General features: G+C 46.5%; 9 protein-coding genes. 3 read left to right on the forward strand and 6 right to left on the reverse strand.

Annotated elements, in window-relative coordinates:
- Positions 1–3 precede the first annotated feature (3 nt).
- From SD10_RS28310 to SD10_RS28330, 5 genes are all read right to left on the reverse strand, one after another.
- On the reverse strand, positions 4–3,321 hold the full coding sequence (locus SD10_RS28310; RefSeq protein WP_046578790.1) for a SusC/RagA family TonB-linked outer membrane protein: 3,318 nt from the start codon (positions 3,319–3,321) through the stop codon (positions 4–6).
- A 208-nt stretch (positions 3,322–3,529) separates the two neighbouring features.
- The gene (locus SD10_RS28315; RefSeq protein ID WP_046578791.1) at positions 3,530–4,558 is read right to left on the reverse strand and encodes a FecR family protein; all 1,029 of its coding nucleotides are present in this window, start codon (positions 4,556–4,558) and stop codon (positions 3,530–3,532) included.
- 368 nt (positions 4,559–4,926) lie between these two features.
- On the reverse strand, positions 4,927–5,478 hold the full coding sequence (locus SD10_RS28320) for an RNA polymerase sigma-70 factor (protein ID WP_046578792.1): 552 nt from the start codon (positions 5,476–5,478) through the stop codon (positions 4,927–4,929).
- Positions 5,479–5,975: 497 nt separating this feature from the next.
- On the reverse strand, positions 5,976–7,751 hold the full coding sequence (locus SD10_RS28325; RefSeq protein WP_046578793.1) for a RagB/SusD family nutrient uptake outer membrane protein: 1,776 nt from the start codon (positions 7,749–7,751) through the stop codon (positions 5,976–5,978).
- 30 nt (positions 7,752–7,781) lie between these two features.
- Entirely contained in the window at positions 7,782–11,102 is a 3,321-nt protein-coding gene (locus tag SD10_RS28330) for a SusC/RagA family TonB-linked outer membrane protein (protein ID WP_082111713.1), read from the reverse strand.
- Between the two features lie 1,581 nt (positions 11,103–12,683).
- Here SD10_RS28330 and SD10_RS28335 point away from each other — a divergent pair.
- The gene (locus SD10_RS28335; RefSeq protein WP_046578794.1) at positions 12,684–13,778 is read left to right on the forward strand and encodes a hybrid sensor histidine kinase/response regulator; all 1,095 of its coding nucleotides are present in this window, start codon (positions 12,684–12,686) and stop codon (positions 13,776–13,778) included.
- A 195-nt stretch (positions 13,779–13,973) separates the two neighbouring features.
- A complete protein-coding gene (locus tag SD10_RS28340; RefSeq protein WP_052731318.1) occupies positions 13,974–17,567 on the forward strand; it encodes a PAS domain S-box protein in 3,594 nt (1,197 codons plus the stop codon).
- 259 nt (positions 17,568–17,826) lie between these two features.
- Here SD10_RS28340 and SD10_RS28345 read toward each other — a convergent pair whose 3' ends face one another.
- Positions 17,827–18,576: a response regulator gene (locus tag SD10_RS28345; RefSeq protein WP_046578795.1), complete on the reverse strand. Its 750-nt coding sequence runs from the start codon at positions 18,574–18,576 to the stop codon at positions 17,827–17,829.
- A gap of 735 nt (positions 18,577–19,311) precedes the next feature.
- On the opposite strand from SD10_RS28345, the gene SD10_RS28350 reads away from it, so the two are divergent.
- On the forward strand, positions 19,312–23,046 hold the full coding sequence (locus SD10_RS28350; protein ID WP_052731319.1) for a two-component regulator propeller domain-containing protein: 3,735 nt from the start codon (positions 19,312–19,314) through the stop codon (positions 23,044–23,046).
- The last annotated feature ends 728 nt before the right edge of the window (positions 23,047–23,774 follow it).

Raw genomic sequence — 23,774 nt, forward strand, 5'->3', positions numbered from 1 at the left:
TGTTTAGAAAGAAGCCCGAAGCGTAACACCGTATGAGCGCGTGGCCGGTATGTTAAAGCCTTCTATACCCTGCAACCCATTGGCGGAGGTGATGCTGACCTCCGGATCAAATGGCGCATTTTTGTAGAAAAAGAACAGATTACGGGCCACCAGGGAAAGATTGAGGTCTTTAATGGCTTTGCTGAACTTCGGCAGCGTATAGCCCAGGGCCAGTTCCCGCAACCGCACGTTTGTTGCGTCGAACATGTACTTTTCGGCGGCAGCCGACCGGTCACCTTTTCCTGATATGTACGAGTAATACAATTTGGCGTCGACGAGCTTGCCGTTCACCATGACTCCACCGTTGTCGCGGGCATCACCGGTCCGCTTCGATAAGCCTTTAAAATCCAGCCATTGCTCAGTAATCGAAGCGACCTTACCCCCAAATCGGCTGTCGATCAGGAAAGACAGCGAAAGGTTTTTGTAAGCAAACCGGTTGTTGAAACCCAGTAAAAATTTAGGGTTCGCATTGCCCACGTACTGATCTGGCTGGGCCGATAGTACAGGGAGCCCCTGGCTATCGACTTTCTGCGATCCGTCTTCATTGTATTGGAACGTGCGGCCAAACAAATCCCCGTAGGAGCCGTAATGACCATCTTTGGGCCGGGTCAGGAAAAGCGACACCAGCCGTGTATTGCCCGCATCGGTCAGCACGAACCGTTCGGCGTTCAGGAGCGTGCTCAGTTCGCGAATCTGGTTGATGTTCCGGGAGAAATTAATTGTTGGGGACCAGCGGAGCCCGCCAATTTCGGCATTATACCCGACTACGGCTTCCACCCCCATATTCCGAATGGTGCCGCCGTTAATCCAGAAGTTAGCCGCCCCCGAACCCGCCGGGGCTGCAATTTGAAATACCTGGTCGTAGGTCGTTGCGTTGTAATACGTCAGGTTAACATTCAGTCGATTTTTGAACAGTTTCAGTTCCGTTCCGAATTCGAAGGAGCGGGTCCGTTCGGGTTTTAACCGGGTCGTATCCGTGCCGCTAAAGTAGGGTAGCGTCCCCCTGGCATTGACGTTTTCGTCGTTTCCCAGCGAATACGGCGGTGTCAGATTCGCCACTCCAAACGGCAGTGCGTTCCCGACTTCGGCGTACGAAGCCCGTAGTTTGGCGAATGATAGTACATTGGTTGATTTAACTGTTTCCGTTAAATCGTACGATAAGCCCACCGACGGATAAAAGAAGGCTTGTCTGACGGTTGAAGACCATTCGTTTCGGGCGGTCAGATCCAGAAACAGCGTTTCTTTATACCCCAGGGTGGCCGTGCCAAACAGGGCCTGACTCAGCCGATTCTGCTCGCTTTCGGTAGAATTAAACAACCCCTGTAGGCCATAGATGGAGAAATAATTAGGATACGAAAGCCCGGTCTGGGACGTACTGCCCAGGCTTATGCTGGTTAAGCTATTCTGCGTGTTGCTGAACCCTACCGTCGCAGACAGAAAGAGATTCTTGTTTAGGTTTCTGGTTCCGGTTAGCAGCACGTCGGAATAGAGCTGATCATTATTGGTGATACTTTTGGTGTAGCCACCGTTGGCATGCGCCAGCACCGGATCGGTTGACGCGTAAATCCGTTGTTCGTACGTATCTGTCACCTTATCGTAGGTAGCCCGGCCCTGTAGGGTGAGCCAGTCTCGGATGGCATATTTTGCGGTAAAGGAATAGATCGTCCGATTTCTGAACAGATCACTCTGGTTGCGGTTCTGAATCCAGTACGGATTTTGGTTAGAACTGGCTTCATTCCGAATGTAGGGCCAGTTTTGAACGTACATCATCCGGTCCTTATTCCAGACTTCAAAGTTTGCCCCGCTGTACTTACTCATGTCATCCCCGCTGGGAAACAAATACAAACTGAAGATGGGACTGTAGTAAAAACCAGACTGCGGCCGGTTATAGACCTTCTGCTCGATGTAATTGACGGAGCCGTCCAGCGTCAGCTTGTTGTTCAGCAGATGCGTCGTTCCCCGCAGGTTGATATTGTGGCGGGTCAGGTCATTTTTCGGGACAATGCCGCCCGACTTTGTATTGGCGTAAGAGATGTAAAACTGGCTGACATCCGTGCCATTCGAAACCGAAATGCTGTTCAGGTAATTGGTGCCGGTTCGAAAGAAATCCGGGATATGGCGATTGCTGCCATTGGTAATTTTGGCTCCCCAGCTGTCGTTAACACCGGGTGAGGTTTGGCCGTAGCTGGTTTGTGTCTGCGGCAGACCGATTGGGTTTTCAAAGGTAGCGGTGGAAGAAAAATCAATTTTAGCGGTTCCTTTTTTGCCTTTTTTGGTGCTGATCAGAATTACTCCGTTGGCCGCCTGACTACCATAGAGGGCAGCTGCAGAAGCGCCTTTCAAAATCTGCATGCTCTCGATATCTTCCGGGTTCAGGTTCGAGATGGCATCCCCACCGTCCGTAGCCCCAAACAAGGTCGTGCCCTGCGAACCCATGGCATTGTTCATCGGGATGCCATCGATCACATACAGCGGCTGGTTATTACCCGTAATGGATTTATTGCCCCGCAGCAGCACCCGGGCCGATGAGCCGGGGCCTCCGCTGCCTTTGGTGATTACTACTCCGGCCGTTTTTCCCGCCAGCGTATTGATCAGGTTTGGATCCTTGACGCTGTTAAGTTCCTGAGCGGTAATATTTTGAGTCGCATAGGTGATGCTTCGCGTATCTTTTTCCAGTCCCAGCGCCGTTACAATGACTTCCCCAATCTGGGTGACCTCTTCGCTCATGGTCACATCGATGACCGAGCGATCCCGAACAACCACTTCCAGGCTCCGGTAGCCGATGTAGGAGAAAACGAGCGTGGTGTTTTCGTCGTCTACCGTGATGGAATAGCGTCCGTCTGCATTTGTCGATGTGCCCCGGCTGTTCCCTTTTATCAGCACATTAACGCCGGGCAGTGGGGTGCCCTTATCATCTTTAACCGTACCATCGATTTCTTTGACAGCCCGTTCTGGCTGGACAACCGACAGATGGATCGCTTTCTGGGAAACCGTGCTGGCGCTTTTCGCCGTGATGATAATGTTTGTTTTAACCTGCGTAAAGACTAATTCAGTCCCTTTTAAAATCATGTTCAGGACTTCCTTTACGGGGGTTTTTTCGATCAATAAGGAAATTTTTTTCTGGTTATTCAGTCGATCGACACTAGCAATAAACTTGAAAGGACTTTTCTTTTCAATGGCAATAAAAGCCTCCTGTAGGCTAGCCTCTTTTAAGGTCAATGAAATCTTGTACTCATCGATGGTTTGATAGATCACGTGGCCTGAAGCTCTAGTTGGGTTCATTAACCCTAAAATTATCCCCATGAACAGCGGAACTCGCCGTCGATAACGTATAAACAAATCGGTTAGCAGGAGTAGATGTGCTGATGGCATAACATAAGGATCAAAGGTTAAGAAAAGTGTGTGTATCTCAGCGTATAGACAAAGACATCCCTTAAAAACTGAAAATCAGTTTTTTACATTAAAAGCAACTTTAACATGTAGTACTTATTTACTGGCAGGCTCCGCCATAAATCTTCACCAGGCTCCCCTCTATTTTATATTGGAATGATGCGGACAGACTAAGCAACGACAATACCTCTTTCAGGCTGGCTCGAGGCTCGAAACTGGCCATAATTTTGCACTGCTTCAAGGCTTCATTTTCCAATTCAATCGTAATGTTGTAATGACTCTCAAGTGTCTGAATAATATTACCCATTGTACTGTTCCGAAAATTCAGGCTGTTCATTCGCCAGGCAGCAATGGACGACAAGCTAACGGTATCTATATACGTTTGGTTATTTTCCCGGTTAACTACAACCCGTTGTTGTGGAATTAATTGAGCTATTTTTTCCCAACTGCTTCCTTTTGCCTTACTTACTTCCACTTTGCCGGTAGCAACCGAAACGGTAGCAACGGATTTGTCGGCATACGTTTTGACATTAAATGATGTCCCCAGAACGCGTGTTGCCAGCCCCGCGCTCTGTACAATAAAAGGCTTCTTCTTATTGGGTACTACCTCAAAAAAACCTTCTCCTGTTAGAGTAACTGTGCGCTGATCAACGGCGAATGTTTCCGGAAACACAAGGCTACTGTTTTCATTCAACCATACCAATGATCCATCCGGCAGCCGGACTTGCTTGCGTTGACCAGCCTGACTAATTTGCTGTATAGGCCGATACGATTCTCTGTTTACCGAAAGGCCTGATTGGTTTTTCCAAAAGACGGAAACCAGTAGTAATGCTGAAACACTGGCAGCCATGACCCATTTATAAATCGGTTTGAGGGTAAATTCGTTAGGTTTAGCATGGGTTACGCGGGACTCCTCCAACTTGGCCAGAAGCCGATTTTGTCCTTCTTCCAGGGAAAACCGTTCAGCTTCCCTAAGTGGGGTAACTTTTCTCCAGGCAGCTTCAATCGATTGAAAAAGCGTAAAGTTTTCAGGAATTTCCAGCCATTGCTCAACTTGAAGCCGCTCATCCTGACTACATTCACCGGATAAATATTTTGCAAGTAAAGCCCATGGCGTAGAGTCAGACATGTATTTTTTCACTTTCTGGTAGTAAGACAAAAAAAAAGCAGACGTACCCCTATTCCAACTAATTTATTTTTCAAATTTTTTGGACGTATACCGTTTAACGTAAACTGAAGTAAGAGGTAGATCTATAAATAACTTGTTACTTGATGGTAACATTGGAGTTGGTGGCAAGTTGCCTCGACTACCCGGTACGTATAAAGGCACTGGTCCGAATGTTATCGTACTCGAGCATAACTTCATGCAACCGTGACCAGGTGGCTTCTTGACTGCCTGGTCTGACTGAACGAATACATGACTGGTAACTAGAGGAGAGTGCCGAGAGGAAATCGCACGAAGATCATCGGGGAAGACAGTTATGTCTGGATTACGCTTTAATTCATGGATTGTTCAACGCGATTAAAAAGCACTCTTAGCTGCTTGAGAGCATGCCCCATTTGATTCTCGACGGTCTTCACCGAAATGTTTAGAATATCCGCAATTTCGCTGTAGGTAAACCCCTCGAACCGGTTTAACTGAAAAATAATTCTTCTTTTTTCGGGCAGTTGATTAATCCGGCTTGCTACGTAAATCTCCAGTTCCTGAAACATCAACGCATCCAGGGGGGTATAGGTCTCTTCCTGGGTGTTATCATCTAATTCCTCAAATTCCTTCAGCTCATGGTGGATGTAGTTAATAGCCGTGTACCGGGTCGCCTTGTAGAGGTAGCTTCTTACATGGTATTGAAGATTCAACGTTTTGCGCTTCTCCCAGAGCCTGACAAACACATCGGCTACAATTTCCTGAGCGATATCATCCCGTTTAGAAAGTTGGGCCGCAAACTGGCAGAGTGAGGAATAATACTTCCGAAAAAGACTGTCCAAAGCTTTACTATCATCCTCTTTTATTAAGTAAATAAGGTGTAGGTCACTTTGATTATTGTCCATAGAAGTAGGTTACCTATAGCATTATAAAAGCAATAATAAATACTTTATCGGTTAATGACAAAATATAATTAGCTTCAAGGCAAATTTAACGGAATTTTATCTTATCGATTTCAATTCATACTTTTTTAATAAGTCCTTACTTGAAGCCCAATCTCAATTTTTTGTTTATTAAGACGGGGTGGATTGACGGCCTTCGAAATATGGAAGGTCTAGCATCTGTACTTTCTCAATGGCCTAAATTAAGTCGGGAACAAGTCTGGTAGGTAGGCGATGCATCCAGTGATATTCTGGCGTCAGACAAGTCGGTATACCCATTGTTGGAATGGATTTGTTTGAAACGGCAGCATCTACAGATCTGGCTGCTAAGGCTACGTCACCCTAAATAATGAAATTCCAGTGGCTCGGTATGGTGACTTTTACTCGAACCAACTGGAATTTCCCTAACCTTGCAGACAATTTCAGATGACGAACTACCCTATTATGTTCATGTTAGGCATTTAATAGCCCGGATTTTGAGTAAGTACTCCCTGACCACTTAAATCGATCTGACGCTGTGGTATTGGGTAATAATCTTTAGTGCCCGCCACAAATTTACCACCCCGGATGTCAGTCGTAATGGTCGATTCATATTGAAAGAAAGCATTCAGTGTCTTCTCAGCAGTACCCCATCGAACCAAATCAAAGAAACGGTGCCCTTCCATACCCAGCTCGAGTTTCCGTTCCAGATAAATGGCTTTTAAGGCATAATCTTTGCCCCGCGCGGCAAAAGTGCCAGCCGGGTACTGAGCAACAGAATAATTGGCGGCCGGTGTCGTAGAAAATCCAGCGAGCGGATCGGCGTCATTATTGTATTTATACACCCAGCCCTCCTTATTAGCAGCCCGTTTGCGTACCAGATTTACGTACTCCTGAGCTTTATTGAAATTACCAATCTGTGCTTCAGCTTCAGCTGCCATTAAGAGCACATCCGAGAACCGAATCAGCATGGTGTTAATCGCACTACCTGGTGCCCAACTATTCTGATCCGAATACTGCGCCTGCGTGGCTCGCCAGTAAATATTCTTTTTGGGACCATAAGGGCCGCCATAACTCTGCGCCCGGACCCAATCCTGTCCTGGATGAAGGCCCCAATCCAAATAGGGCAATCCCCGACGACCAACCGTCCAATCTAAACGCGGATCTACCGGTCCCGTATCTGGCGTAAATGCCTGAGCCGAAGTAAGACCCATATCATTTTTAATCGGATGCAAATTGTAGTCATCCAGATAGGGTAAGCCGTTAGCGTCGGTTCGGAATGAATTAACCAGATCCTGCGTCGGTTGGTAAAATCCGCAACAGCTGAATGGCCCATTATACGGGAAATTTAACATATCGCCCTGATTGGCATTGGCAATAGTATTTGTTCCATCGTTCGCTACATTCTGAATAGCAAATACTGATTCCGGACCATTTTCAGTAGCCGGATTGAAGTTATCGAAAAACTTAGGGAGCAACCCATAAGCAAGGCCATTTGTTGTTTTCCCCTGGCTGATGACCTGGGTAAAGATCGTTTGAGCTTCTGTGTACTTATGCTCATATAGGAACGTTTTCGCTAAATAAGCTCCAGCCGCCCATTTGTTCGCCCGTGAAACGTCTGACTGGCCTTCTGGTAAGTTAGTAAAGGCGTATTGAAAATCCGCTTCGATTTTAGGCCAGATATCGGCTGTGTTCGGTTGATTTAAATCCGTAGTCATTTCGTCTATCCAGGGGACTTTATTAAACATTTTCTTTAGGTCGAAGTAATAATGCGCCCGTAAAAAGCGTGCCTGAGCTTCGATGTTAGTGCGATCGGCAGCTGTCAGATTTGTAACGCCTTTTAATAGCCGTAATACCGTATTGGCACGTGTCACCCCTTCATAAACGGCTTTCCATTTGCTGTTAAAAAAACCGTTGCTGGCGTCTGCACTGAATTTGGCAATTGGATCAATACTGGCTTGATCCGATCCATCACTTCCCTTGTGGGCTTCTCCACCAGCCAGACTGCCATAAATCCAGTTGTCGGGCGAGGCTTCCCAGGCACCACCACCACCAAAAGCAGTAGCATCGCTGGCCTGACCATCCAAGGCTGCATAGGCGGCCACCAAAAGGGCTTGCACACCTTTGGCGTCGGTTAGAACTTGATCGCTTAAAGCCCCCAGCGCGGGCTGTTTCAAAAAATCGTCTTTACAGGAATATGAGATTACGCTGAGGAGTAAGGTTGTCTTTATAATGAATACGTATGAGAACCGTTTCATGGATATATTTTTAATGAGTTGGAACGACGACTAAAAGGAAAGATTAATTCCGAACAGGTATTGACGCTGATTTGGATAAGCGCCTGTATCAATGCCAAAGCTGGTTGTATTACCGGTCAATTCTGGATCTAAACCCGAGTACTTGGTAATTGTAAACAGGTTGGCTGCCTGTACATACACTCGAAGCCGCCCGACGCCTAATTTCTGCAACGTATTGGCCGGCAGTGTGTAACCTAGCTGAACATTTCTAGCTCGTAGATAACCGCCATTCTCCACAAAATACGAGTTGGGTACACTGGCCGTGCTAAATGAACCAACTGTTTCCTGGATGGGGGCTTTGGCATCGTGGTGATCCGGTGTCCAGGAGTCATATAAGGCGGTATGGCTTTTGGCTGAGTAGAACGAGCTGGAAAAATCGTGCCACCACTTCAGATTGTTCCAGATTTTATTGCCCGAGACCCCATAGAGGAACATGCTGAAATCGAAGCCTTTATAGGTAGCCCCTAGGTTAAGTCCATAACTGAATTTGGGGTTCGGATTGCCCAAAAATGTCCGGTCATCATCCGTAATCCGACCATCACCATTGGTATCGGCATAGCGGAAACGACCCACCGCTACATCAGTTTGATACACGGCATTCGGATCGCCTGCGGTTTGCTGAACCTGGGCATTGGCAGTATTGATTTCTTCCTGCGAATTCCAGAATCCGGCTACTTGATACCCAAAAAACTGGCTCAGTGGTTGGCCGACAGCATTACGAATGACGTAGCTGCCGTTGAAATTGAGCGATTGTTCGTCGAAATAAGGGGTATTGTTTGAAATGTTAAGAATTCTATTATTATACGTAGTAAAGGTTAGTGTCGCATTCAGTTTTAGATCCCGGGTTACATCGATGTCAGTAGTTGCTGACAAATCGACCCCTTCGTTTTTCATATGGGCAATGTTAATAAATGGAACCTGGCCCTGACCTGATGTGCCGGTGCGCTCAGGATTGTAAAGCAGATCGCGAATGTCTTTACGGTAATAATCGACGGTTAGCTGGAGTTTACCTTTAACTAAGGAGGCATCAATGCCTATGTTGGTATTGATGTTTTTCTCCCACTTCGCATCTGGGTTTCCGATCCGGCTCCGCTCAAAGCCTTCCGTGATGGTTGAGTTAGACCCCGTGATTGGGTAGTATGAGGACACCCGGCTACTGGCGTAGGTCGTAAACGCATTCGCCGGATCTACGTTGAGTTGATTACCCATTATACCGTACCCACCCCGAATTTTCAGGTCATCAATCCAGGAAATGCCCTTCATAAAAGATTCTTCGGAGACACGCCAGCCAGCGCTCACAGCGGGAAACCAGCCGTACTGATAATTTAAAAAACGGGACGATCCATCACGCCGGAGCGTAACGCCCAACAAGTACCGCTCTTTGAAATTATAGTCTAACCGACCCAGATAAGAAAACAGGGCATCCTGATTCATATCGCTGTAATTGTTTTTGGTCCCCGAACCGGTGGATAAATTGACGTAGTTAGGATCGAACGAGAAAAAGCCCAACGTAGTCCCACCAACCTCCCTATAGCGGTTTTTGTACGCTTCAGTCCCGACAACTACGGTTATGTTATGGGCATTTTTGACTGTGTTGCGGTATGTAAGCGTATTTGTCCAGGTCCAGTTATTGCTGCTGGTAGCGTTTTCACTGTACGAATTTGTTTTAGAGTTTTCCGAGTTCTCGTACTGAGGATATGAAAACGAGTGATAGCTGGACGACGCTATTTCACCACCAAAGCTAGTGCGGGCCGTAACGTGTTTCAAAAAATCGACCTCGGCGAATACGTTACCAAACAGACGGTTGGACAAGCCCCGATTGTTGAGCGTTCGTGCCTGCATGGCTACCGGATTGAACGCATCACCCAAGCCCGGACCATAGCCACCCGCGTAGTTTCCCCGAATATCATATACTGGAATAATCGGTTGCGCACGGTACGCCATACCGATGGTGCCGCCTGGGTCGTTGATCGAAACCTGCGGATTATCCGTAACCGAATAAGCCAGATTTTCGCCCAGACGGATGTGAGAGTTAACGTTATACTGGCTATTGGAGCGGATCGTGTAGCGTTTGAGATAGGTATCAATCAGCGTGCCCTGCTGATTGAAATAATTGAGCGAAAACAGGTAATTACCCCGATCACTGCCACCGGTTACTGAAATATTGTGGCTAGTGATTGGAGCAGGTTTAAAAATGGCATGGTACCAGTCTGTTCCCTCTTTGTTAGCTTTAACAATCCGGTAAAAATTATTCACGTCATCGGGGTCCGAATAATTCGGATCGACAGTATACAAAGCTTCATCAACAGTCTGCGCGCCAGCCGGAGCAATATAATTAGGAAGTACAGGCGTGGCTCCGCTTCCATACTGGGCATCATTGATCGGTTCGCCGGGATTCGTGTTTTTTAAGGCTACCCATTTGAGGTTAGCCATCTCCTGCGGGGACAATGTATTCCACACGTTCCCCTGCTTAACCCGCTGGGTGCCATAGTACGCATCATAACTGACTTTTACTTTTTCATTTTTACTTCCCCGTTTGGTCGTCAGAATGATTACACCGTTGGCGGCCCGCGCCCCATAAATGGAAGCCGCACCGGCATCTTTCAGTACTTGCATCGAAGCGATATCATTCGGATTGAGATCATTAATCGTTGTCGTCGGTACGCCATCCACTACATAGAGGGGCGTGTTATTCCCAAACGTATTGATACCCCGAATTCGCACCTGCGGAGCCTGACCAGGCTGACCGGATGTTTGTACCGTAACGCCCGAAGCGCGTCCCTGTAACTGATCGGTTATTTGAGCTGTTGGTTGCTGATTGAGTTCTTTAACATCAATGACCGCTACTGATCCGGTCAGGTCTGCCTTCTTTTGTGTGCCGTAACCAATTACAACCACTTCGCCTAGTGATTTTGCATCGACCAGTAAACGGATTTCTAATGTAGTACGGTTATTCACGGCTACTTCCTGAGTAGCATAGCCAATGGAAGAGATAATCAGGACAGGCGCGCTATTTTCTGGAACGTTTAGTGTAAATCGACCCTCACCGTTGGTGGTTGTACCAACCGATGAGCTTCCTTTCAAGACAATTGTTGCGCCGGGTAGAGGAGCGCCCGTATCGTCGAATACTTGCCCAGTAATCGGATAAAGAATTTTTGTGTTGGTGTTCAAATTGACCTTTCGTCGGTTTGTAAGATGTATGGCTCTGTCATGAGCAAGCGTCGGGTTTATCGAAGCTATAGCCATAAATAAGGCCAGGCCATTTGTGATGCTGATTTGCCGTAGTTGAGTGAGGTACAGTTTTCTTAACATGCTTTTTGCGAGTTGAGTGATTGATTTTTACTGAAGTGTTTAGTTGGATGGAAAGGAGTAATGAAGGTCTGTTAGTAGCTTGGTAAGTGAAGGTTATCGTTTGCTTTTTGATTCGGAGTGTGTCTTTCCAACCGTGGCCACGGTTGGAAAGACACACTTATGTATGAGTACTAAGTAATTATCAGCGCACTCAATCGCTCAAGGGGAACGGGCAAGCTTGCTTCAATGAAATCTTAATAGGAATAATCGGATAACTTTTTAGGTCTAATACGTACTACGTATCAGGAGGATAAATGTACTATTTCTCTGTCAGAATAATATATATATAAAAGGTCAAAATTTGAAATAAAAAGGTAATGATGATATATAATATAAAATATTATATTAGATATATAGATTTTTTAAGAATAATCAAAATATTAACATTTAATAGGCATAAATCACCATGAGTGAATGCTGATAAAACTTTTCATATATAAAATATTAGGTAGCCTTTAGATAAGTCAGATCTCTGATTAATTGAGCAATGCTTTACCAAGCCTGAAATCGCCGACCTTTTATTGTAATCACTTTTGTTTGTACCACACACCAGTCTTAATCCTTTGTAAATTTATTGCGATTAATGCAGGAAGTTTACTTAGGTTAAACTAGTGATTTTCAATTATATGTCTTAATTAAATTTTGCCTTAAAACGAATACAAGTGATGAACAGCCTATGCGGTTCAAAGCAGCTTTGCAAGTCTGAATTTAAGGCTACAACTATTAAATTGAAGTTTATCTATATAGCTATGCTGTCTTAACTGGAGAAAGTGGCGGCTTTCATTTTACAAGCTGCTAGTAAAGTCAATGTGATCTTTGATAAGGCTCTCACTTTTAGAATTGACGGAGTCAGGGAGGAAGTGGGCGTTGTGGTTTTAAAGATAGAGCAAAACCAGGTCGCATCGGCCCGGTTGATCGTTTACAATGAATTCCCTCATTGATCTATATAATCGGCTATGAACTAGAGACAGACTACCATTTCAGGGACTGACAATGATCATGATACCTATTAATTTTTGCGTCAGGCCATTGAGCGTAACAGTAAGGATTTGTCATGTCCGTAAATCATTCGGAGGGTTTGACCCGTTTTGAAATTCATTCAAAACTTCAATGGTAAATAATTGAACAAAAAAATCGGAAAGTTAAGTTAGCCTCAGCAAGACTAGTCTTCAGCAGCCGTGTTCATAAACAAACAATCTCTTCTACGCCAGAAATCTAGTTGTTAATCCTATAAAATTGCCCGCTTGTAAAAGTTCTATAAGCGAATCATGAGCTATTAAATAGATTTACGAATACTGTAAATAAATTGTTTATTAAATATACGATTTATATATATTTACCCTGTACACGGTGCCCACTATATTCATACTATACGCTGATTAAGTCCAAAACCCGCGCTTCGATTTAATACAGGAGCTAGGGCAGTACGATAGTAGCCTAACCTGGATGAACAGTACCCGAAGAGTAAATACGCCGTTAAAAATAAACCAGTCCTGACTTAACTTTATTATCCTCACAGTCCCAAAATCCTACTGTTTATCCATGAAGCCTCACCTGTTAGTTATTGAAGATGAGGAGCCTATTCGACAGAATGTGGCCGAACTGTTGACCCTTAACAATTTTAGCGTACAAACAGCTCCAAACGGCCGGGAAGGTATTACTCTGGCCATGCAGCAACACCCGGATCTCATCCTGTGTGATGTGATGATGCCCGGATTGGATGGCTTTCAAACCCTGGAAGTCATTCGGTCTAACCCCATTTTAAGTTCGGTTCCCTTTTTATTTCTGACCGCCAAAACCGAGGCCATTGACAACCGAAAAGGAATGGCCTTGGGTGCCGATGATTACTTGACAAAGCCTTTTAAGATCGACACATTGCTAAGCGCCATTTGGGCGCGGCTCCAGCGTGAAACGCACCGTAAAGCGCACATCCAGACGCTTATTCAGGAGCAGCTCTGGACCATTACAGGCGTCTCTACCCACGAATACAATACCTCCCTCACGGGCATATTGGGCTTTACTAGCCTACTGATGGATTATTACGGAGAGTTTAGCCGGACCGAGAATTTGTCAATGCTGAACATGATTAAAATTAATTGCTTACGACTAAAACGATCCCTGGACAATAATCGATTGATGACCCGACTACAGAACATTAGCCCTTCAGACACTGCCTATGCTATTTTCAGTACGGGCCATTCCGTAATTAATGCGGCTATGATTGAAGAACGCCTTGGCTCCATCAGTTACCGACAGGATCGAACGGTTCCCCATCAAATAGAGGTAGAAAGCGCTCAGGTCGGTATTGCAAAAGATAATCTGATTAGTATCATAGACGAGTTACTCGATAATGCCTGCAAATTTTCGACTGGTAGTCAGCCTGTCCACATAACCGGTCGCCAAGATGACTGCCAGTATTCGCTGACCATCAAAAACGATGGACAACCCTTTAACACCGCTGACATGAAGCAAATCGAAGCATATCGGCAGTTTGAGCAGAGTCAATACGAACAGCAAGGATTTGGGCTGGGCCTGGCCATTGTTAAAAAGCTATTGGCGTTAAATAATGGCACTTTACTAATAGATAGCCTCTCAAGAAGCGAAACACAGCTAAGGGTGTATCTGCCCTTGATGTAAAGGCGGGATTATAGGTTGACTTTCACAGGTTGGAAGCGAAGGCAGCAGGTTTTAATGGCCGCTTAGCAGGGGTTAGCCCGGGTTAAAGCGACTGGACAATGTTGGCTGACCAGAATAAGCTACAGTAGCTAAGCAGAACTGGCGGGCAATTCCCCTCACAAGTAGTCAAGGCTGGTTAAGCTGGTCTCATTCACCATGAAGATTCCTTTGCGGGCAGCCCAATTAACGGGTTTTGCCGAACAAGCGACCCAAGAGCGGTCCTTATTTTTCTTCACCCCTATACGTAATGAGCAGGGTCGCCTAATTAACTTACAGCTCTTCCAGGGCGGTCAATGGGCAGTCGGGGCGGACATTCCGGAGTCCTACTTATCTGACTGGGTAGTCCCTAAAGTAGAGGCTTATCTGTCCCGCCTTTGGCCGGCACTTGAACAGGGCATCAGCTGCTGGCTGGACTGCCAACTCACACCCCAAACGTCAGGCAAGCTAACGATTACTCCCATTCAGAATGGGTATCTGGTTGAGCTTCAATCCAACGATGCCTCTCCTCCGGCTCAGCTAGCGTCCGATCCCTTTCTGTCCCTGATGCAGGATCAAATTCAGAAAGAGCAACACCGACGGGTGACGGATTCGATGCTGCAAGTAGTGGCCCGACAGGTGCCTTGCCAGCAAATAATTTATTATACATTCACCACAAACGATCCGCTAGCCCTGGTTCAATACCAGTTAGTAAAGGGAGAGAGTAATGGGCCTGTCTGTATTCCTAGCGTGAGTATGGACTACCTGCGGGGCGGCAAGCCAATCATTGATCAGCAAATCGAAGCCCACACCCCGGGCCTGGCCACTGCACTTTCCCTCTATCAGCTTGGGTATCGTTCGTTCATGCTATTGCCCCTGCTGGCAAACAATCAACTGCTGGGCGCCCTGCTGGTGATGGATGCGAGCGCTCACTTTTTTACCGCTTCTTATCAGAGTCTCCTTTCGAAGTGCGCCCATTCTCTAAGTGAAAGCCTTTTTGCCGAAACCGAACGGCGATTACCTATTCTGTTGGATGAGATGAATCAGCTTCTGGATGCGGTTGTGTTTAATACGCCGGTAGCGCTGGCTCTTTTTCGACCCGTTTGGCAACAGGATCAGATTACAGATTTCACTTATCTCTTGACCAACCCGGCCAATGCCGCGATAACCGGGCGTAGCATTGCACAGATGGCGGCTCAGACGCTGAGAACCTTGTTTCCCCAGACTACCCGAGAGGGGCTTTTCGAGCGCCTGGTGAAGGTTGCTCAAACGGGTATATCCCAGCAGTACCAAGCACTCGCCCAGCACGATGGGCTTTCACACTGGGGGCAATTTACACTCTCGAAGGTGGGAGAGAACGTGCTGTTCACCGTTATGGATATATCTGCCCTTAAACAAAACCAGGCACTACTTAACCATCAGAATGCTCAGTTAGAGGAACAAATTTTGGCGCATTCCAGACAAATTAATAAACTGTCGGTTCTACAAAATGCAATCTTAAAGCATGACGGTCAAGCTATTATTTCGACCAGTATCGATGGTATGATCCAAACGGCCAATCAGGCCTGTGAAAAATTATTGGATTACTCGGTTCAGGAACTATTGGGGCTGTACGTACAAGTGAAACCTGACCGTGTTGCCAATTCATTGCCTGTCATTTCTTTCCATCCCACCAAACAAGCCAATGGCACGACCGACATCTTGCAGCAAGCGCTGAATGGTGAGCATTATTCAAATATGGAATCGGTGGTCATAACCAAAACGGGTACGACTATTCCCATTCTTTTGTCAGCGATTAGTTTGCATGATGAAGACGGTGTGGTCATTGGCTATCTAGGAGTTGCCTCCAATATCTCCGCCTTAAAAGCGGTTCAGGGGCGACTTCGCCAGAAGAATCGGGAACTGAGCACCTTCTTCGAAAACGCCTTGGATATGCACTGTATCTCCGATAGCCGGGGCAATATATCTAAAGTAAACAAGGCCTTTCAAACTGCTCTGGGCTATTCAGCGGCAGAGCTAAGGGCGATTCCGTTTTTGCAGTTGATTCATCCCGATGAGCAGAAATTCGTGTACCAGCAGCTGCTGCAACCTATCCTCCAGCAACCGGTTCGCAAACAGATTAACCAGATGCGTTGTAAAGATGGCACCTACCGCATCATCGAGTGGAATGCCATTGGCATCGATGGGGTGGTATATGGATCGGCCCACGACATTACCCAACAACAAGAGTCGGAAATTCAGCTACGGAATCTCAATCAGCGGCTACAGTTAGCCACCCAAAGCGTCGGACAGGGTGTTTGGGAAATCGATTATGAACGGAATTGCTTGCTGTGGGACGACCGCTTATGGGAAATACACGGTTTGGAATCTGGCCAGGCCGACTGGTCTTTTCAAAAGTATCTGACCCTGGTTCACCCCAAAGATCTTCCCGCTTTTCTGGATCGCGTTCAATCAGACACACAGAAGGATACGCTTTGGAATCAAACGCGAATCGTTCGGCCCGATGGCGCGATTCGCTACACTGAAACCAACGGAATCCTTATGCGGAACCAACAAGGAAAACCGGTCCGGGCAATCGGGGTGATGTGGGATGTGACCGAACGAAAGCTGGCTGAAGAAGCCCTGCGTGAAAGCGAACAGCGGTTTCGCGAGATTGCCGAGAACGTTGATGAAGTCTTCTGGATTCACTCGGCTGATCCCTTTCGCTTACTTTACATCAACCCGGCCTATGAACGAATCTGGAACCGTTCGGTTCAGAGTATTTACGACGATACGACCACCTTTATGGAGGGAATCGTGGCCGAAGACCGACCGGCGGTGCAGGCTCTTTTTGGGGATTATTTGGCGGGCAAGGAAGGACAACTGGACTACCGGCTCGAGCAAGCTGACGGATCAATACGCTGGCTGTCAGTGCGTACTTTTATCGTCCGTGATGGGGCGGGACAGATTACCCGGCACCTGGGCATTGTCAATGACATTACTGGGCAAAAAGAAAAAGAACTCGTCTTGTTGGAATCGCTACAGCGGGAGCAGGAGCTCAATCAGCTCAAATCGCAGTTCGTCTCGACGGCCTCCCATGAATTCCGAACCCCGCTGACCACCATTCAGTCTAGTGTTGACCTCATTACGATGTATCTAAATCTGCCTCCGGTCACGGCCCGCGCATCGATTGAGCATCATGTAGCGGTGATTCAGAAAGAAATTGAAAAGTTTGATACGCTGCTGTCTGACTTGCTGACCATTGGAAAAATTGAAGCGGGCAAAATAGCCTTCACCCCCCGGTGGGTAGACCTCCTCGCACTAATTAACGAACTGATAGCCCTTCATTTTAGGGGACATCTCTTCGATGATCGTAGCGTTGTGTTGCTTGTAGAGGGGACACCCCGACGGGTCTACTTGGATGATAAACTGATGAGTCATGTGCTGGTCAATCTGCTGTCGAATGCCTTTAAGTTTTCCAGCGATACTTCACCCTGCTTACGAGTCGTATTTAACCATAGTAACCTGATGCTGGCCGTGGTGGATACAGGTATTGGTATACCATCGGAGGAGCTATCAACTCTATTTCAGGCCTTCTTTCGGGCCAGTAATACAGCGGGTATCCAGGGCACAGGATTAGGGTTGGTGATTGCCCGGCAGTTTGTTGAACTGCACCGAGGCCAGCTAAGTGTAGAGAGCGAGGAGAATAAGGGGACCACATTTACCATTCGCTTGCCAGCCGAGCCGGAAGTTCAGTCTACGGCAAGGGATGATACCCAGGTAACGTCGGGGTAGTTTTGTATTCGACTTGTCCTAGAGTCGAACGATTACGCGATTACCATTGAACATCCAGGACAAATTACAGTCCAGCGTGCATTGATCGACCTCGTCGAAGAAGCGCGTTCTGTTAAGAGTTTAGGCTTTATAGCCCCGATAAATGTAATTGTATTGCAGAAGATTACGGACAATATCGCGCAGGATGGCTAGGCACACATTATGCTGATTTACAACTAGAATGCCCACTAGTAAACGATACCATTCGTTTACTTCCAAATCATGGATACGAACCAGCTAACCAGTGCTTAAATTGACCAAACCGGGCTCTGGTTAGAGTGGCTTGCTGGCTCTGACCGACGAGATCTAAATAAAGGCAGTACTTGCCTTTATCCCAGTACGTGTATTTTCGAACCGTTTGCCGATGAAGTAGCACTTGCCGGTTAGCCCGAAAAAACTGCGTGGGGTCAAGTTCAGCAGTTAAGGTGTCTAAGCTTCGATTGATTTGAAAGGTGCCCAACGGATGTTGCACAAAACACTGCCGGTTGACCACATAGAAGTATAGGCACTCGGCCGTTAGCAAGATCATTGTGCCTTTTTCGTCGTGCCCCTGGATCGTGGATAGATAACCCATAGGGGGGCGTGGGGTTGGAGTCAGGAGGTAACGTTTCAGCCGGCTCTCGACAGCGGCCAGTAAATCTTTGATCATGAAGGGCTTGGTCAGGTAATCATCCGCTCCCAAACTCATCCCCCGGCGCAAATCGACCATGTCGGATTTGGCGGTCAAAAAGACGAAGGGAAGGTGGGCCAGGCCAGGATTCCGGCGAATCGCTTCGAGCACCTGATAGCCATCCATCTGGGGCATCATGATATCACATAAAATCAAATCAGGCGGACGTTGGCTGGCCAACGCTAGTCCACTTAGGCCACTCGAAGCGGAAGCCACCTCATAGCCAGAAAGGGTTAAGAGTTCAACTAGATTGTGGCGTATTTGATCTTCGTCTTCAATAATTAACAGGTGGGTGGACATGTACAGTTGAGGTATGGAAGTTGGGTTTGCTAGTCTATGCTTTGGGTATACGGTTGGTGGAGCGTTTATGGTTTTCCAGGTCCAATGCCTTTGCAGAAGGCACCAATAAAGCCAATGACAGTTTCATACTTTGGGAAAAATTTATAGAAATCCCGATTCGAAACGACCATTATTAATTGGAAGGATAACCAAAGACGCTTACCCGCCTTTTTATCGAAATTCTTTGGTCAACTTCAATAGCCGGTAAGCTAAACCAAGCGGGCGCCCAACGCTAACTATGTTGACTTTCTAAATTAAACTGCTAGTTGAAGTGATATAATGGTCGTTTGAGGCAACTTCGTGTACTAAAGATATGAAAAAATGAAAACATAAATCTATTTAAGCCAATTTATCAAGTATAAAGTGTATTTCTGATGAGAAAACGTTCTCAAATAATATTTTTGAGGGAATTTGGTTGACTATAGTGATTAGCCACTAGCCATCCCCTTAACTTACTGCATAAACTCTTTTTTCTCAACCAACTTAGTGTTACCTCCTGTGAATAAAGATAACTTTAATTAAGTTTACATTATTCATCCCTTTCTCTTTTTAGTTGATACAGCGGTACAGATAACCCATTTATAGCTTAGTCTGCTTGCGCCTTTACCCGGACAAAAAGTGAAGAAACAATTGGCTAGCTAAAAGGGGCAAATTCAACAATATTTTAGTATATACATTGCCTTTGTTGAGCAAGATATGAAACGATTTGTGGCTGCCTTCCTGGTCTGGTCTCTTCTTTCTCAGCCAGCCCAAGCCCAAACCAGTAAAGTACCCTTCAAACATATAACTACCGAGGAGGGATTATCCCAAAGTAATGTAACCTGTATTCTCCAGGATCAGCAAGGGTTTATGTGGTTTGGAACCCAGGATGGCCTTAACAAATATGATGGATACTCCTTTACCGTGTACCAGAGCGATCCTCTGCAGCCGAACAGCCTAAGCGATAATTTTGTCGTGTCGCTTTTTGAGGACAGTAGAGGACATTTGTGGGTCGGCACCGACGACGGGGGACTATGCCGGTTTGATAAGCAGACCGGGGGATTTACTAGGTTTAACAGTTCCCAAACCGATGCCCGAAGTCTCAGCAGCAATCACGTCATCGCTATTACTGAAGATCACCAGGGTAATCTATGGATCGCTACCGAGAACGGACTCAATCAGTTTAACCCTACCCGCGGGACGTTCATTCGTTACCAACATCAAGTCAATGACCCGGGTAGCTTAAGTAATAATCTGCTTCAGGATGTAGTGGTAGACCGTCAGGGGCAACTTTGGGTAGCCACCTTTGGGGGAGGATTAGACCGGTTTGATCCCGTAACGGGTAGATTTCATCACTATAAAAATCGTCTAGCTGATAAAACGTCTATAAGCCATAATCAAATAAAAAAGCTGCTTGAAGATTCTCAGGGGCGGCTTTGGGTGGCTACCCGAGGTGGGGGATTAAACCTGTTGAATCGGGATCAAAAGTCGTTTACCCATTTTCGGCACAATTCGGCGGTGGCCAGTTCGGTCGCCGATGATGATGTCAATACACTAGCGGAAGATAGGCATGGGAATTTATGGATCGGTACCGAAAACGAAGGCATCAGCGTACTGGATAAAAGCCGGACGTCTTTCAGCCAGTACCCCTACCAGGAGAATGATCCAGATGGACTCAATAATGGCTCTATTTATGCCCTTTGCCAGGATCGGAGCGGTAACATGTGGATTGGAACCTACAGCGGAGGAATTAACTTGTTTGATCACCAGTCGGCCAAATTCACCCGCTATCAAAAAGAACTTAATCAGACAAACAGCCTTACTAATCCCAATGTGATGGCGGTCTTGGAAGACCATCAGGGCAACTTATGGATCGGGACGGATGGGGGCGGGGTGAATGTCCTGCTTAAATCGAGTAAACGTTATGTCCACTACCAGCATTCTCCCGCCGATCCAAGGAGTGTGGGCAGTAACTTTATAATGAGCCTCTACCAGGATAGCGATGGGGATATTTGGATTGGCAGTTACAAAGGGGGGCTGAGCCTATGGCGAAAAAAGTCCGGTGACTTCATCAACTTTACCCAACGTGATGATGCCAAAGGACTCATTCATGAATCCGTTACGACCATTGTAGAAGGGCAAAAAGGGACGATTTGGCTAGGATACATGGGGGGTGGCCTTAGTTGTTATACTAAAAAAAACGGCATTTTTGCTCATTATCGGCCTGATCCAACTCATTCCGGCCACCTTACACAAGGGTATGTAAGTACGCTGTGTTATGACCACAATCATAATTTATGGATTGGTACAGAAGGAGACGGGTTGAATGTACTCAATACCCGCAACGGCACGTTCCGCTCTTATCGTCACAATCGGGCAGTTCCAGGCAGTTTAAACCATAATTTAGTAATCAGCCTTTACGAAGATGCCCAGCACCAGGTTTGGGTCGGCACTTACGGTGGGCTAAACCGATTTGAGCCCCAGACTCAATCTTTCGTCTCGTATACCGAAAAGCAGGGTTTGGCCAATAAAGTAATTCAAAGTATGCGAAGTGACGCCCGAGGAAACCTTTGGATAAGCACTAATAAAGGCCTATCGGTGCTCAATTCTAAAACCAAATTATTCCGGAATTTTGGGGCCGAGGACGGGCTACAGAAAGGGGCGTTCAACCGGATGTCGGTTTTTAAAGGACACTTGGGTAACTTATTTTTTGGCGGCATTAACGGTCTGACGAGCTTTTATCCTGATCGTATGCGTGATAACTCATTTATTCCACCCGTGGTCATTACTAAGCTTCGTGTTTTCAATAAACCGGTTTTGCTTCGATCCAATCAAATTACCCTCGACTATGACCAATCAACGCTAAGCTTTGAGTTTGCGGCTTTAAATTACTCAATACCCAAGAAGAATCAGTACGTTCATAAACTGGAGGGATTCGATCAAGACTGGACTCCAAAAAGCTATACTAGGGCAGCAACTTACACGAATCTGGGGCCCGGCACCTATACCTTTCGGGTGAATGCGTCTAATAATGATGGGATCTGGAATAAACGGGGAACGACTTTTCGGATAATCATTCACCCCCCTTTCTGGCAACTCTGGTGGTTCAAAAGTTTGGTTACCTTATTACTGGTCGGAAGTCTTTATCTGGTGTATCGCCTGCGGGTTAAGCATCTCCAGGCGCAGCAGGCCACCCTGCAAGACCAGGTACGGTTGCGAACCAGCCAGGTACTTCAACAAAAAAAGGAACTACAGGATCAGGCGCTTCACATGCAGTTACTACAGGCCAAAGTAGAGCAGCAGGCGGCTCAACAGCAGCTTCAGGAGAGTGAGCAGCGGTTCCGGGAAATTGCCGAAAACGTCGATGAGGTTTTCTGGATTCACTCGGCTGATCCCTTCGAGTTGATTTATATCAACCCAGCTTGCGAGCGCGTATGGAACACTACGTTTGAGCAATTACGGACAGAGCCCCTTGCCTTTATGGAGAATGTCCTGCCCGAAGACCGACCCACAGTTTTGTCCTTTATGGAGCAGTATAAGGCTGGTGTAGAAGGGGAAATATATTATCGGCTACAGCCAACAGGCGAGCCGTTGCGCTGGCTATTGGTTCGCTCCTTTATCATCCGAAATGATGCGGGGGAGGCCCTGCGCCACATTGGCATTGCCAGTGACGTGACGAGTCAGAAAGAAAAGGAGTTTGTCCTTCAGCAATCGCTCTTGCGGGAGCAGGAGCTGAACCACCTTAAGTCGCAGTTTGTCTCTACGGCCTCGCACGAGTTCCGCACCCCGCTGACGACCATCCAGTCCAGTGCCGAACTGATAAAAATGTATCTGGATATACCGCGTGCCAGTTCCCGGGCCTCCATTGAAAAACATCTGGGTGTCATCGAAAAACAGATTAATCAGTTTGGTGTACTATTGTCTGATGTACTAACCATCGGCCAGATCGAAGCTGGAAAAGTAACGTTTGCTCCTGATTTTGTGGATGCCATTGACCTTTGTGAGGGCTTGGTTCATACTCATTTTAGTAGACGCCCTGATGGACGAAGCGTTCAACTGCTTATTGATGGTACACCCCGCCAGGTCTATCTGGACGCCAGACTAATGAGTCATGTGCTGACCAATCTGCTGTCGAATGCGTTTAAGTTTTCCATCAATACGCCCCCCATTTTGCGCCTTTTCTTTAAGACCAATTGCTTGGTGCTTCAGGTGATCGATAGGGGCGTAGGAATTCCGGCTAGCGAGCAGTCTTCGTTGTTTCAGGCTTTCTTTCGGGCTAGTAATACAGCTGGTATCCAGGGTACGGGCCTGGGGCTGGTCATTGCCCGCCAATTCGTAAACTGCCACGGTGGTCAGTTGGACGTGGAGAGTCAGGAAAACAGGGGAACTACCTTCACGGTTACCTTACCGACTGAATTTCCAGAGCAGGTATTTATGGGGTTAATAGAATAATCAATTGCTTTACGGTACGTTGTCTCAACCTGAAAATATATCGACGTTTTTCTGAACGGTAGCTGAGTAGGAGGGATAGGGCTGGAAACGGCTCTTTTTGCATTCAATAAAGCCGTTCAGTATAGTTGTTCATAATTTTTAAAGGAAACTTGGTTTATTTGGCCGGTTTCGCAAACTCCTTTAACGTGAACAAAGGGGCTAAGAGTCTATCAATACTTTCAACTAACATCTATCCACTTTTGGCTGACCACGTACACCAAAACACTAATTTACTTCTCTAACTTTTTATTGAGTATGGAAGTCACCTTTTTAAGTACTGATTTGTGATTTTAGCATTTGTCTGAGTTACTTCAGACTTGTATGTCCTAGCATACGACCTACAATCTCAAAAGGCAAATCATTAGATAAGGTTACAGTTGTGGCAAACGTATGGCGGGCAGTGGTAGCCTTGTGATTAGCAACGGTCCCTTTTGCAATTTCTTGTGCTGGTAGTTGAGTTAACCTTTCTATGTGCTCTGTGAAGTACTCAATCAGTTGTCGTTGAGTCTTTGTGGCACCGGTATAAATGTCCCGGATGATTTTGGCAGAGATTGGTTTATCAAGATAGTTGAGCTTATCCCTAATCCGACGGATGTCAGAAGCTACTGCATCAAGATTAGCATTTTCGGCACTTCCCTTGAGCGCTGACGTACTTCGTCCTAGTTTTCTCTAATTATTGAAAGCCTTGT

The organism is Spirosoma radiotolerans (assembly GCF_000974425.1).
Lineage (GTDB): Bacteria > Bacteroidota > Bacteroidia > Cytophagales > Spirosomataceae > Spirosoma > Spirosoma radiotolerans.

What these genes read in the sequence shown, in the direction of transcription:
- SD10_RS28350 (WP_052731319.1), top strand. Translation starts at nt 19,312, where the DNA reads ATGAAACGATTTGTGGCTGCCTTCCTGGTCTGGTCTCTTCTTTCTCAG.
- SD10_RS28340 (WP_052731318.1), top strand. Translation starts at nt 13,974, where the DNA reads ATGAAGATTCCTTTGCGGGCAGCCCAATTAACGGGTTTTGCCGAACAA.
- SD10_RS28345 (WP_046578795.1), bottom strand. Translation starts at nt 18,576, where the DNA reads ATGTCCACCCACCTGTTAATTATTGAAGACGAAGATCAAATACGCCAC.
- SD10_RS28325 (WP_046578793.1), bottom strand. Translation starts at nt 7,751, where the DNA reads ATGAAACGGTTCTCATACGTATTCATTATAAAGACAACCTTACTCCTC.
- SD10_RS28330 (WP_082111713.1), bottom strand. Translation starts at nt 11,102, where the DNA reads ATGTTAAGAAAACTGTACCTCACTCAACTACGGCAAATCAGCATCACA.
- SD10_RS28310 (WP_046578790.1), bottom strand. Translation starts at nt 3,321, where the DNA reads ATGAACCCAACTAGAGCTTCAGGCCACGTGATCTATCAAACCATCGAT.
- SD10_RS28320 (WP_046578792.1), bottom strand. Translation starts at nt 5,478, where the DNA reads ATGGACAATAATCAAAGTGACCTACACCTTATTTACTTAATAAAAGAG.
- SD10_RS28335 (WP_046578794.1), top strand. Translation starts at nt 12,684, where the DNA reads ATGAAGCCTCACCTGTTAGTTATTGAAGATGAGGAGCCTATTCGACAG.
- SD10_RS28315 (WP_046578791.1), bottom strand. Translation starts at nt 4,558, where the DNA reads ATGTCTGACTCTACGCCATGGGCTTTACTTGCAAAATATTTATCCGGT.